The organism is Nitratireductor sp. ATLC21 (genome assembly GCF_057196525.1).
Genome location: NZ_JBXUOU010000002.1, coordinates 1,272,139 through 1,284,325 on the forward strand (window position 1 = coordinate 1,272,139; position 12,187 = coordinate 1,284,325).

General features: G+C 59.5%; 12 protein-coding genes and 1 riboswitch. Of the genes, 5 read left to right on the forward strand and 7 right to left on the reverse strand.

All coding sequences use genetic code 11. The features are described 5' to 3' along the window. Positions 1-216 precede the first annotated feature (216 nt). Entirely contained in the window at positions 217-819 is a 603-nt protein-coding gene (locus AC2CHD_RS13590; RefSeq protein WP_484554249.1) for a DUF922 domain-containing Zn-dependent protease, read from the forward strand. A 17-nt stretch (positions 820-836) separates the two neighbouring features. Here AC2CHD_RS13590 and AC2CHD_RS13595 read toward each other — a convergent pair whose 3' ends face one another. The 7 genes from AC2CHD_RS13595 to AC2CHD_RS13625 form a co-directional block, all read right to left on the reverse strand. Beyond that, a complete protein-coding gene (locus AC2CHD_RS13595) occupies positions 837-2,444 on the reverse strand; it encodes a carboxyl transferase domain-containing protein (protein ID WP_484554106.1) in 1,608 nt (535 codons plus the stop codon). Between the two features lie 25 nt (positions 2,445-2,469). Next, entirely contained in the window at positions 2,470-3,195 is a 726-nt protein-coding gene (locus AC2CHD_RS13600) for a flavodoxin family protein (RefSeq protein WP_484554107.1), read from the reverse strand. A 55-nt stretch (positions 3,196-3,250) separates the two neighbouring features. Further along, positions 3,251-4,411, reverse strand: a complete 1,161-nt coding sequence (locus tag AC2CHD_RS13605) for an isovaleryl-CoA dehydrogenase (protein ID WP_484554108.1) — start codon at positions 4,409-4,411, stop codon at positions 3,251-3,253. Between the two features lie 13 nt (positions 4,412-4,424). After that, complete coding sequence (locus tag AC2CHD_RS13610) at positions 4,425-5,033, reverse strand: TetR/AcrR family transcriptional regulator (protein WP_229447424.1); 609 nt, start codon at positions 5,031-5,033, stop codon at positions 4,425-4,427. A gap of 304 nt (positions 5,034-5,337) precedes the next feature. Further along, the gene (locus AC2CHD_RS13615) at positions 5,338-5,892 is read right to left on the reverse strand and encodes a cysteine hydrolase family protein (protein ID WP_484554109.1); all 555 of its coding nucleotides are present in this window, start codon (positions 5,890-5,892) and stop codon (positions 5,338-5,340) included. A gap of 19 nt (positions 5,893-5,911) precedes the next feature. Continuing rightward, positions 5,912-6,604, reverse strand: coding sequence for a LysE family translocator (locus AC2CHD_RS13620; protein WP_484554110.1), 693 nt, complete (start codon positions 6,602-6,604; stop codon positions 5,912-5,914). Then, a complete protein-coding gene (locus AC2CHD_RS13625; RefSeq protein WP_484554111.1) occupies positions 6,582-7,868 on the reverse strand; it encodes an MFS transporter in 1,287 nt (428 codons plus the stop codon). Before AC2CHD_RS13625 ends, AC2CHD_RS13620 begins: the two co-directional genes overlap by 23 nt. 189 nt (positions 7,869-8,057) lie before the next feature. On the opposite strand from AC2CHD_RS13625, the gene AC2CHD_RS13630 reads away from it, so the two are divergent. From AC2CHD_RS13630 to AC2CHD_RS13645, 4 genes are all read left to right on the forward strand, one after another. Then, positions 8,058-9,101 (forward strand): P1 family peptidase, encoded by a 1,044-nt coding sequence (locus tag AC2CHD_RS13630; RefSeq protein WP_484554112.1) that lies wholly within the window; start codon positions 8,058-8,060, stop codon positions 9,099-9,101. 149 nt (positions 9,102-9,250) lie between these two features. Further along, complete coding sequence (locus AC2CHD_RS13635; RefSeq protein ID WP_484554113.1) at positions 9,251-10,321, forward strand: imelysin family protein; 1,071 nt, start codon at positions 9,251-9,253, stop codon at positions 10,319-10,321. After that, positions 10,302-11,405, forward strand: a complete 1,104-nt coding sequence (locus AC2CHD_RS13640) for a DUF1513 domain-containing protein (RefSeq protein ID WP_484554114.1) — start codon at positions 10,302-10,304, stop codon at positions 11,403-11,405. The genes AC2CHD_RS13635 and AC2CHD_RS13640 overlap by 20 nt, the downstream gene beginning before the upstream one ends. Positions 11,406-11,465: 60 nt before the next feature. Continuing rightward, positions 11,466-11,618, forward strand: a riboswitch (FMN riboswitch). A gap of 83 nt (positions 11,619-11,701) precedes the next feature. After that, the gene (locus tag AC2CHD_RS13645) at positions 11,702-12,136 is read left to right on the forward strand and encodes a 6,7-dimethyl-8-ribityllumazine synthase (protein WP_229447417.1); all 435 of its coding nucleotides are present in this window, start codon (positions 11,702-11,704) and stop codon (positions 12,134-12,136) included. The last annotated feature ends 51 nt before the right edge of the window (positions 12,137-12,187 follow it).

The following is a 12,187-nucleotide window of genomic DNA, read 5'->3' on the forward strand; positions in this document are numbered from 1 at the left end:
CGCCCGAAGCGGGCGCCGCTCGTGGGGGGGAGGCGCCCGCACCCGCTTTCGAAAGCAAGAAGACATGTCCTCATTTCGACAAGGTTGTGTCTTGAAAGATCTCGGACATTCAGATCGCCAGGGCGTCTTTCCAGACGCCCTGGCGATCTGCTACGTGAATGTCGGCACTGCAGCAGAGGCCGTTGGTAACAAACGGGGGCATTGGAATTGGCCAAAATATCTTGGATCGTCCTGACCGCGGCCACGGCATTGCTTCCCGGTTCCGCACTTGCCGAGTGGAAGCCCATTGAACGGGTGGAACCCTACGCCATCTCTGGATCAACGGCGCTCGATCTCTACAAGTCCATCGGTGAGAACGGCCCCAAATTGGGCGTGCGCCGGGTGATCGCCTACACGGATTTCAAACTGACCTGGCGTCGCGATTATCAGCCACGCAAGGATGGAGCCTGCGTTCTGGCTTCAGCAACGCCGAAACTGATCATCACCTACCGTCTGCCACAGATATCCGGGTCTCTGTCATCGCAAACACGTTTGGCCTGGGAGCGCTTCATCGAGGGTGTGAGGGCGCACGAGCGCGTCCATGGAGAGATCATTACCGACATGGTGAAGCAGATCGAAGCCGTGTCGGTCGGATTGCGGGCCGAGAATGATCCTGGGTGTCAGAAAGTGCGCGCGACACTGCAGGAACACTTGGGAAGACTCTCTCAGGAACAGCGACAGCGCAGCCGCGAGTTCGATCGCGTCGAAATGGGCGATGGCGGCAATGTCCACCGCCTCGTTATGGAGTTCATCAATGGCGACCGGCAACGCAGCAACTGACGTTGCCTGTCCGTCTCCTACATTCTGAACACGCCGAATTTTGTGTCGGGGATCGGCGCATTCAGCGCAGCACCCAGGGAGAGAGCGAGAACCTCCCGAGTTTTTGCAGGATCGACGATCCCGTCATCCCAAAGGCGGGCGCTCGAGTATAGCGGATGGCCTTCGCGCTCGTATTTTTCGAGAATGGGTTTGCGAAACTCGGCCTCTTCCTCCGCGCTCCAGCTTCCCCCCTTCCTTTCGATGCCTTCTCGCTTGACGATGGAAAGGACAGTGGCTGCCTGTTCTCCGCCCATCACCGAAATGCGCGCATTCGGCCACATCCAGAGGAATCGGGGGGAATAGGCGCGGCCACACATGCCGTAATTGCCGGCGCCGAATGAACCGCCGATGATGGCCGTGACTTTCGGCACCTGAGCTGTCGCCACCGCCGTCACCAGTTTGGCACCGTCGCGGGCAATGCCGCCGGCCTCGTATTTGCGCCCGACCATGAACCCGGTGATGTTCTGCAGGAACACAAGAGGGATCTTTCGCTGACAGCACAATTCGATGAAATGGGCGCCTTTCAATGCGCTTTCGGAGAAAAGAACACCGTTATTTGCCAGAATGCCCACCGGAATTCCGTAAATATGGGCAAAACCGGTGATCAGCGTGGTGCCGTAATTGGCCTTGAATTCATCGAACTCCGAGCCGTCTACCACGCGCGCGATCACCTCGCGCACATCGTAGGGCTGGCGGGTATCGGCGGGAATGATGCCGTAGATCTCACGCGGATCGTATACAGGTGGAATCGGTTTGCGAAGATCGAGCGATATGGTCTTCTTTCGATTCAGGTTTTTGACGATGCGCCTCACGATGGCGAGCGCATGTTCATCGTCGAGCGCGTAGTGATCGGCCACGCCGGATTCGCGTGTGTGTACCTCCGCACCACCCAGATCTTCCGCAGTAACCACTTCGCCGGTGGCGGCCTTCACCAGCGGCGGGCCGCCGAGGAAGATGGTGGCATTGCCCTTGACCATCACCGTCTCGTCGCTCATCGCCGGCACATAAGCGCCGCCAGCGGTGCATGACCCCATCACGCAGGCAATTTGGGGAATGCCTTTCGCAGACATGTTCGCCTGATTGTAGAAGATGCGGCCGAAATGATCCCGATCGGGAAAAACCTCGTCCTGGTTGGGCAGGTTGGCGCCGCCCGAATCCACCAGATAGATGCAGGGAAGATTGTTCTCCAGCGCAATTTCCTGGGCGCGCAGATGCTTTTTCACCGTAAGAGGATAATACGTGCCGCCTTTCACGGTCGCATCGTTGACCACGATGACGCATTCGCGCCCTTCGATCCGCCCGACCCCTGCAATCAGACCTGCGGAAGCAATGTCTCCGCCATACATGTCGAAGGCGGCAAATTGGCCGATCTCGAGAAAGGGGGCACCCACATCGAGCAATTGCGCAAGACGTTCGCGCGGCAGGAGCTTGCCACGCTTGAGATGGCGTTGCCGCGCTTCATCTGATCCGCCGCGCTCGATCAAGGCAGCCTTCTCGGCCATTTCGCCCACCAGCGACTGCATCCGGTCGAAATTTGCCTTGTAGTTGTCGGAAGAGAGGGAAAGCTGCGATTGAAGGACGGTCATGCGATCTCCTGCGGCAATAAAGGCATTATGCCCAATCCGTGGTTTGATTCCCATGGTCTGGCAAGCCGCCCGCATCGCGCAGCATCCGTGCCATGTGCATGAGATTGAAGGTCATGAAGGTGAGGTTGCGGCGCGTGAACGCGCTGTCATAGCCGGCCCGGTTTCCGTCTTCGGTTTCATCGCCATAGGAAGGGCCGGGGCCGGCTTCGCCGATCCAGCCACAATCGGCCTGAGGCGGGACGGTGTAGCCGATATGCTGCAGCGAATAGAGGACGGTTTTGGCCACGTGTTTGATGCCATCCTCATTGCCGGTAATGATCGTTCCGCCAACCTTTCCATAGTAGATATACTGGCATTTGGCGTTGCGCTGACCCGAATGGGCATAAAGCCGCTCTATGATCACTCGGCAGATGGAGCTCTCCTCGCCAAGCCAGATGGGAGTGCCGATCACCAGGATATCGGCCTGATTGACCTTCGGCCATATCTTTTCCGGCCAGTCATCGGCCGGCGCGCCTTCTTCACGCATGTCTGGGGCGATGCCGAAGGCAATGTTGAAATCGGCGGCGCGAAGATAGTCGACCGCAACGCCACAACGCTCCATGAGGGCGATTGAATCTCGCATGAGGTCTTCGGTATGCGATGCAGCCCGGCCACTCGGCTTCAGCGTGGTGTTGATGAACAGGGCTTTCAAACCGGAAAAGTCTGAGTTTGCATCGTCCGCGAGCCGCTTTTGCAGGTCATTGAGTGGCATGGTTTCTCTCCTGATGTGTGTGACCGAGGTCAACGCATGGGAGGGGACATGGTTCTCATGCCTCCGACATCATCTCGCGTCCGATCAGCCAACGCCTGATTTCGCTCGTGCCGGCGCCGATCTCATAGAGCTTCGCATCCCGCAAAAGCCGCCCGGCTGGAAACTCGTTCACATAGCCATTGCCACCCAGAAGCTGGATCGCGTCCAGTGCGGTCTGTGTCGCTTTCTCAGCCGCATAAAGGATGCAGCCCGCCGCGTCTTTGCGGGTCGTCTCGCCGCGATCGCATGCGGCAGCCACCGCATACACATAGGCACGGCAGGCGTTCATCGTTGTGTACATGTCGGCCAGCTTGCCCTGTACGAGTTGGAAAGAGCCAACGGCCTGGCCGAATTGCTCCCGCTCCCGCACATAGGGGGCCGCGACGTCAAGACAGGCAGCCATGATGCCCACTGGCCCGCCTGCCAGCACCACGCGCTCATAGTCCAAACCCGACATCAAGACGTTGACGCCCTTGCCTTCCTCACCCAGCATGTTTTCGAATGGCACTTCGACGTCTTCGAAGACCAGCTCACCCGTGTTGGATCCACGCATGCCGAGCTTGTCGAGCTTCTGGGCAACCGAAAACCCCTTCATGTCGCGCTCAATGATGAAGGCCGTGATGCCGCGCGGTCCAGCGTTTGGATCGGTCTTTGCATAGACCACCAGTGTGCCGGCGTCGGGCCCGTTGGTGATCCACATCTTGGAGCCGTTGAGGACAAAGCGGTCGTTTCGCTTTTCCGCCCGCAGTTTCATCGACACCACATCCGAACCGGCACCCGTCTCCGACATGGCGAGCGCGCCCACTGTCTCGCCAGAGCACAGGGCGGGCAGATACCTCTCCTTCTGTGCGTCATTTCCCCAGCGGCGTATCTGGTTCACGCACAGATTGGAGTGCGCGCCATAGGAGAGGCCGACCGAGGCGGATGCGCGCGAGATTTCCTCCATGGCCACCACATGCGCCAGATAGCCGAGGCCCGAGCCGCCATAATCGGGATCGACGGTCATGCCGAGCAGGCCAAGAGCCCCCATCTCCTGCCAGAGATGGGCGGGAAACTCGTTGCTTTCGTCGATGGCTGCCGCGAGGGGCGCGACCTTTTCCTGCGCAAAGCGGTGGGTCATCTCCCGCAGCGCGTCGATGTCCTCGCCAAGTCCGAAATTCATCGATCCCGTATACATCGGTCTCCTCCGATCACATCACAGCGCCTACAAGGCGCATGGTCATGGTGTGGTAATTGGCAGCGACTTCATCTTCAGAAAGCCGCAGTTCAGGGCGAAACCAAACGATTACGCCCGTGATCATCTGGATGATCGCCATGGCGGTCAGTGAAACATCGTCAATCTGAAACACCCTGTCGCGCTGGCCGTCTGTCAGAATGCTCCTGAGCTCGCCTTCATACTGGCTGCGGAGATCGAGAATGCGCTTGAGGCGTTTCTCGGAAAGGCTGCGCAGTTCCAGATTGCTCACGTGAGTGGAGTTGCGACGGGCCAGGTGAAAGCGGATGTGGTTTTCAACGAAAGCAGCGAGGCGTCCTGCGGGCTTTTCTTCAATCGTGCCTTCTACAGGACGCGCTTCCCCCCAGGAAACGATCAGATTCTCCATGTGCTCGCGCATGAGCGCGAAAAGCAGTTCTTCCTTGGTCGGAAAATAGCGATAGAGCGCGGCGGGCTGAACGCCCACCTGGCTCGCGAGCTGGCGCATGGACATGGCCTCGAAACCGAGACGCGAGATCAGGTCAAGCGCGGCGTCGCGGATCGCCGCTTCGGTTTTTTCTCCATCAGAACCGGTCGTGCGTGCCATGGGATCTCCTTGGGAAATTAATAAAACGAACGTTCAATTAATTCAAGGCCCAAATAGAAATCCAAGACCCAGGCAGACGTGGGGCGTTTGCTTGCACGCTCAAAAAAGCACGGCTTGGGATGAGGTGAAAAACGGAGCCACCCGGACGGGACAGAAGCACGTATGCCAATGCGTTGATGCCAGGGCGGGAAACCGGGAAAATCGTCCCTGTTCTCCATACCGTCGTGCCCGGTTGACACAGGTGGCTCCGTTGCGAAGAAAACGGGAGTGGCCGAAATAGGTTCCAGAGTTTTTTAGCGCCGTTTCAAAGAGTTTGCAGGAGCGCTTTGGTTGTCGTGACCTTGCAGAATTCAAAGCCGAGTGTAGCGACATGGGCGCGATGCAGGTCTTTTGCAGGGATTGTTCCACCTTGTCCGTCGGGAAGGTCGAAACAGTCGCAGGCGTCCTCCACCAGAAGCATGGACCACCCCATATTGGCGCCTGTGCGGATCGTGGTCGAAACGCACATGTCGGTGGAAATGCCACACGTTACCACTGTTTTCGCGCCAAGCCGGCGTAGCCTGAGGTCAAGATCGGTACCGATGAATGCCGAGTTGACGCTCTTTGTCACGAGTTGCTCGCCAGGCAGCGGAGTAAACCCCGGGCGCATAGCATGGCCAGGTTCGCCGGCGCGAAGCGTAGAGCCGGTTTCGACGGAATCATGTCGTACGTGAATTATGGGCCGATCGGCCTTCCGCCAGGCTTCAAGTACGGCAAGCGCGTTCTGGTCGACCTCCCTGTTCCAGCGTTGCGGCCACGGAGGGCCATCGAAGGCCTGTTGGAAATCGACCAGGAGAAGAACAGCGCCATCCATATCCATCTATGAACCTTGCAAAAAATCAGGGTGCTACCGGATTGCGTGCATCGGAAAGGATCCGGCCTCCGATGGTCACGAAACACACGCCGGCGGCGCGCTCTATCCAATGCTGAAGGTGTTGAAAGCGTCGAATGATCGGCGCTGAAGACATGAAAAGCGTAACAATGGTATACCAAACCAGAGCGCTTCCCATCACAAGAACGACCATCAGCAACATCAACCAGAATGGTGTGCTCTCTGTGACCGCGGTGGCAAAAACGCTTGTGAAAAGGACAATCGCTTTGGGATTGGTTGATGTCACCAGAAAACCAAACACCAGCGGATTGCCCTTGGGCTTGTCGCCGTGATCCCTCATTTCCAGTCGTACGGGCTGGGCAAAAAGCAGTTTGAATCCCAGATAAATGAGATAGCAGCCGCCCAGGATGCGCACCGCCCACGCCAGCAATTGATATTCGATCAGGATCGCGGAAAGACCAGCAAGACTGAGGGCTGCGTAAATACCAAGGCAAAGCGAGACGCCGAGTGTCGTCCACAGTCCGGCCACTGTTCCGCGGGTCATTGAGGAACGCACGACGGCAATGAAATCCGGTCCCGGCAGCATCAGCGCCGGAATGAAAACAGCAAACACGCCGGCCAGGATCACAAACGGCCCCATATCTCCTCCACTTCGGCAAGGTGGGCAGAGATTAAACCTAATCCCGCCGGCATCTCCCACAAGAGCCAGCGGCACATCTTCGAACCCGGATCTGGACCAAAATATAGAGGAGAAGAAGGCCGGTACCAAAGGACAGGCCGATGCCGAGCGTGGCGCCCGCAGCCTTAGCCCCGAATGCTTCCAGCAAGAGTGCTGCGACAGAGAGCATTGAAAGCAATGCGAGGTTGTTGGCGCTTTCGGAGAGCGCGAGGAGGAACCCTTTTTCCCGACCCGCGCGCTGAGCAATCATGGCCGTGCTCGCCGGTGCGGCAAATCCCAGCGCCACACCCCATCCTCCAAGGCATAGAATGGCCCCATAAAGCGGGAGCGGTGCGAAGAGAAACAGGTTCAAGGTGAAAGCAAGCAAAAGCAGGGCTCCGAGGAGCAATGTCTGATCGTCTCTTAACAGTTGTTTGGCAATGCCGATTGAGAGGTTCCCAAATGCCAATCCGATACCGAAGGCGGCAACCGAAAGACCAGTCTGAAATGTGTCGATCGTAAATCGCTCACGCAAAAATTCACCGCTGAGACCGAAAGCGGCAACAGCGGATCCGTTCCAAAGTGCCTTGGCCGCAATTAACATGAGAATAGTTCTCTTGAGATCTTTGAAACAGGGCCAGCCCCGCCTGAACGGAGGGGGGCTTTCGGTTTTCAGAATGAGATTGACTGGCAGCATCAGCGCCACACAGCCGGCGGCGCTCGCCAGAAAGGGGGTGCGCCAGCCGATCATTTGTGTGAGAACACCGGCAAGTGGCGGACCAAGTGCAATCCCGGCCGTCATGCCCAGCATGACGAGCCCCATGGCCCGGGCGTGGTCCGCATCAGGCAATCGGTCGGCAATCAGAGCGAAAGTGGCGGGGATGAGCGCCGCCGCTGCCGCTCCGCCAAGCACACGCAGGAGAATGGCAGAACCAAGCGTCGGCGCAAAGGCAACCGCAAGCCCGTCAGCTGCGAGGAGCGCCAGCGCACAGAGCAGGAGTTGCTTCCTGTCGATCTTGTGGGCGAGAAGGCCGATAATCGGCGCTCCAATCGCATAGGAAAGGGCGTAGCCGGAGATCAGCCAGGAAGCTGCAGCGGGTGACACATCAAAAGCCGACGCTATGGGTGTCAGGATAGGCGCGATCATGAATTCCGTCGCACCGACGAAGAAGACGACCAGTGCAAGCACTGGCAGAAAAAGCCTTGAAGGCATGGATAACCCCAGAAGTGCGTTGATAAGGATGGTCGAACGTCTGGAAATGGAGAAGAAAACCACCTGCAGGCGCGAAGGCTCTGCTTCAGTCATTCGGAGTTGGGAGAGGTGGTTGGTCGTCTGGCAGCATGGCCGCTTGGGCGGGTCGCCCGGACGCTGCCTTAACATCGCACGCACGCGATGGGCTTGCAAGCGCCATGCTTGGCAGGCGAGGGTTCACAGGACTGGAAATCAGACGGCTAATCTAGTCGAATGCTGGCGATTCATGACAGGGGCATTCATATGAATTTCTCGATCCGGTCCGTGGCTCAAGACACGGATAGCTGGTGGGACCTGCCTGCGGGCACCGCCAACACCATCGCTGATGTGCCGGGCGTGAGCGTTGGCCATGCAACCTGTCTGGAGGGCACGGCGCGGACAGGGGTCACAGCCGTGGTGCCCCACGATGCGGACCTCTTCCGCTATCCCGTTTCGGCCGGACTTGCCGTGCTGAATGGCTTTGGAAAGAGCGCGGGACTCCTGCAACTTGCTGAGCTTGGGCGTATCGAAACGCCGATCCTTCTGACCAACACATTCGGTGTCGCCGCCTGCACTACGGCGCTGATCCGCGGGGCGATTGAACAAAACCCGGACATCGGTCGCAGTCGCGCCACGGTCAACCCGCTTGTTCTGGAATGCAATGACGGACGCGTCAGTGACATTCAGGCTCTGGCTGTAACGGAAGCCATGGCCGTCGAGGCCATTTCTGCGGCCAGGCCGAAGTTTGCACAAGGCACTGTGGGGGCCGGTACAGGAATGCGGACGTTCGGCTTTGCAGGAGCCATCGGCAGCGCCTCGCGACGCGTGGCTCTGCCGTCCGGTAGGGAACACATCATCGGCGCGCTGGTCCTGTCCAATTTTGGGCGGCCTGGCGACTTACGCGTTCTGGGAAAGCGCATCGCTACGCCCGAAGCCGGGCGTCGTGACCCATCCGACAAAGGCTCGGTGATCGTTATCTACGCGACGGATGCACCGCTTGATTCGCGCCAGCTCTCGAGGCTTTCGCGGCGAGCAGGGGCCGCACTGGGGCGGCTTGGCAGTTACTGGGGCGATCAAAGCGGCGATATAGCCATTGCATTTTCCACCGCCAACCGTTTGTCCATCGACAGTGAGATCGATACGGTCGACCGCCTTGGCGAGGCTCGGCTTGAACCGTTTCTATGTGCCGCAGTCGAGGCGGCGGAGGAGGCGGTGCTGAATGGGCTGTGGCATGCAGATGCGCTCACCGGTTATGATGGCCTCCGGCTTCCTGTCCTGCGTGATCAACTTTCATCGCGCGTGACGTGATGCCCTTGCTCCACGCTTTCTGGAAGAGTAAGCCGAAAGGGGAGCCAGTGTCCGGCTTCCCGCCAGCCCTCGCACATCTCCTCTCCCTTCGGTGCGACAGCCAGCACAAAGAACAGCCAGCACAAAGAATCTGGTTACGGAGACCTTTGATGTGTGCCCGCCTTTTCCAATCCGTTTTCGCCATGTGTCTGCTGACATTGCCGGCCCTCGCGCAGGATGAACCAGATACGATCGCTCCGGAGATCGGAAGCAGGGTTTTGGAAAACTACGTCACGCCCGCGCTCGCGCGGTTCGACGAAACGAGCAGCTCGCTTGCGACCTCCCTGAGCGCGGCCTGTGAAAGCGGCTCTGCAGGTGACCTCGACGCAGCGCGATCAGGCTTTTCCGATACGCTTTCGGCTTTTGCACATGTCTCCGTGCTGCGGTTTGGGCCGTTGGTGGCGGAAAACCGGTTCGAGCGCGTATTCTTTTGGCCGGACCCGCGCGGTGTAACACTACGGCAGGTGCAGGGATTGCTTGCCGCAGAGGAGCCGTTACCGAGCGATCTTGCTGATCAAAGCGTCGCCCTGCAGGGCCTGCCGGCACTCGATTACGTGCTCTTTGGAACAGGCGGAGACGCATTGGCTGACGACGCTCGGCGTTGCAACTATGCGGTGGCGATCGCCAACAACGTTGCAGAGATCGCCGCGCAGCTGGAAACGGCTTGGGCCGAAGGGACATCGTTCCGCGATTCTTTCATCTCGCCTGCGGCCGACCGAGATCCTTACCGTTCAAAGGCCGAAGTGGCGGGAGAAATCGTCAAGGCCGCCGGCACGGCTCTGGAATTCGCCCGCAATGCCGAGCTTCTCCCGGCTCTTGGCAAAACCGCGGAGAAAGCGCGCGGAAAGCGCGCGCCCTTTTGGCGCAGCGGCCAAACCTTCGCTTTCGTCGCCGCCCAAATCGACGGTGTTCAGAAACTCATCGAAGCCGCTGGCTTCGTCGACGGCCACTCTGATCTCGTCAATGGCTATGGCCGCGGCGTGAATTTCGATCTGTCGCACGCTCGCGAGGCTTTGCTTGCGGTCGAAACGGCTTCGGAGATGGCGTTTTCGGCTGAGGAGGACCGAGGGCGAATCTCCTATGCAACGATTGCCATGGAGGGAGCGAAGCACACGCTTAATGGAGAGCTCTCGGGAGCACTCGGACTGGTGATGGGGTTCAATGCGCTCGATGGAGATTGATCGACGGACATTTCTCGCGCTGGCCGCCGCCGCAACAGCGTTCCGCCCCGACCGCGCAATGGCGGAGCAAGAGGCGCTGTTCCTTGGAGCCCGGCTCAATGCAGGCGGGTTCGAAGCTGCCGTGATCGATGCGACCGGGCGCGACCGTCTCGTTCTGCCGCTGGAGGCACGCGGCCACTCCTTCGCCATTGATGCGCCACGGCGGCGCGCTGTCGCCTTTGCGCGGTCGCCGGGGCGTTTCGCCATCGCCTTTTCGATTAATGGCAAAGGGGAGCCGCTCGCCTTCGCTCCGCCGTCCGATAGGCATTTTTACGGTCACGGGGTCTTCACTCCGGATGGGAAGTTGCTGCTTGCGACTGAAAATGACTTTGAAGGCGAGCGTGGGATCACTGGCCTTTACGATGCCACCGCCGGGTTCCGCCGCATCGGTGAGTTTGGGACCGGCGGCATCGGCCCGCACGAGGTGATCCTCTTGGGAGATGGGAAAACGCTCTGTGTCGCCAATGGGGGCATTCTCACCCATCCTGACTACGAGCGTGTGAAGCTCAATCTTGCGACCATGAAGCCGAGCCTTTCCTACATCGATCTCGAGACGGGGGAGATTACCGAGCAGGCCGAACTCGCGCCTGAGCTACACAAGCTCTCGCTCCGTCACATGACACTCGATCGCTTCGGCGCGGTCTGGTTCGGCGCCCAGTACCAGGGCGAAGACGATGCGCGACCGCCATTGGTGGGCCGCCATCGCCGAGGGGAGACGATTGAGCTTTTCCCTGGCCCAGAGGCAACTTTGAAGGCGCTCGATAATTATATCGGCTCCGTGGCAACCGATTCGACCGGCGAGATCGTCGCCACCTCGTCGCCGCGCGGCGGATTGGCTGTTTTTTGGGATGCTCAAACAGGCCGCTGTCTCGGCGAGCGGACCCTCAAAGACGGATGCGGGATCGCTCCACTCGCAGATCATCGTCTTCTGGGCACCAGCGGACGGGGCGCGATCGTTCGCACGGGTCCGGACGCGCCACTTGAGACTGTTCGCGTCACCGATCCGGGTGCGCCTGCATGGGACAATCATCTCCGCCGCATTTAAAGACACACCGTCAACGCGCATTTTGCGGCTTGCCGTCGGCAGGCCGTGTGCTTATCTTCGCGCTGTTCTCAGGGCGGGGTGAAACTCCCCACCGGCGGTAAGCGGCACTGGCCGTAAGCCCGCGAGCGCCTTTTCGCAAGACTGCGGGAAGGGTCAGCAGATCAGGTGAAACTCCTGAGCCGACGGTGACAGTCCGGATGGAAGAGAACGCGCGATCTCCGTGTGCCGGCATTCCGGCAACCGGTCATCGCTCGTGATCGCCTTGGGTGACGTGTCCGTTGCGAAAGGAGATCACGATGACACACACCCGCTATGCATTCATCAAGGCCAACTGGCACGCCGATATTGTCGATCGCGCGCTTGAAGGCTTTTGCGAACTCATTCCGGCCAGCCAGGTGGACGTGTTTGATGTGCCGGGAGCCTTCGAACTGCCGCTCGTCGCGCGCGATCTTGCGGCCTCCGGGCGCTATGCCGCCGTTGCTGCCGCGGCTCTCGTCGTGGATGGCGGGATCTACCGTCATGACTTCGTCGCGCAGGCTGTTGTCGACGGCCTGATGCGGGCCGGGCTCGACACGGGTGTGCCTGTTCTCTCGGTCTCGCTCACGCCCCATCACTTTCAACCCACCGACCACCATACCGCGATCTATCGCGAACATTTTGTCGAGAAGGGACGAGAGGCTGCCAAAGCCGCCCTCATGATTGGCAAGACGCGCGCTGCGCTGGCTGCGTGATAAACCTTGCGGGGTGAGGGGCACCGAGCCAAAACGAAAAGTCAAAGGACG

Bases quoted from the DNA above. Each gene is read 5' to 3' on its own strand.
- AC2CHD_RS13635 (WP_484554113.1), top strand. From the start codon at position 9,251: ATGTGTGCCCGCCTTTTCCAATCCGTTTTCGCCATGTGTCTGCTGACA.
- AC2CHD_RS13645 (WP_229447417.1), top strand. From the start codon at position 11,702: ATGACACACACCCGCTATGCATTCATCAAGGCCAACTGGCACGCCGAT.
- AC2CHD_RS13605 (WP_484554108.1), bottom strand. From the start codon at position 4,411: ATGTATACGGGATCGATGAATTTCGGACTTGGCGAGGACATCGACGCG.
- AC2CHD_RS13630 (WP_484554112.1), top strand. From the start codon at position 8,058: ATGAATTTCTCGATCCGGTCCGTGGCTCAAGACACGGATAGCTGGTGG.
- AC2CHD_RS13640 (WP_484554114.1), top strand. From the start codon at position 10,302: ATGCGCTCGATGGAGATTGATCGACGGACATTTCTCGCGCTGGCCGCC.
- AC2CHD_RS13615 (WP_484554109.1), bottom strand. From the start codon at position 5,892: ATGGATATGGATGGCGCTGTTCTTCTCCTGGTCGATTTCCAACAGGCC.
- AC2CHD_RS13595 (WP_484554106.1), bottom strand. From the start codon at position 2,444: ATGACCGTCCTTCAATCGCAGCTTTCCCTCTCTTCCGACAACTACAAG.
- AC2CHD_RS13600 (WP_484554107.1), bottom strand. From the start codon at position 3,195: ATGCCACTCAATGACCTGCAAAAGCGGCTCGCGGACGATGCAAACTCA.
- AC2CHD_RS13610 (WP_229447424.1), bottom strand. From the start codon at position 5,033: ATGGCACGCACGACCGGTTCTGATGGAGAAAAAACCGAAGCGGCGATC.
- AC2CHD_RS13625 (WP_484554111.1), bottom strand. From the start codon at position 7,868: ATGACTGAAGCAGAGCCTTCGCGCCTGCAGGTGGTTTTCTTCTCCATT.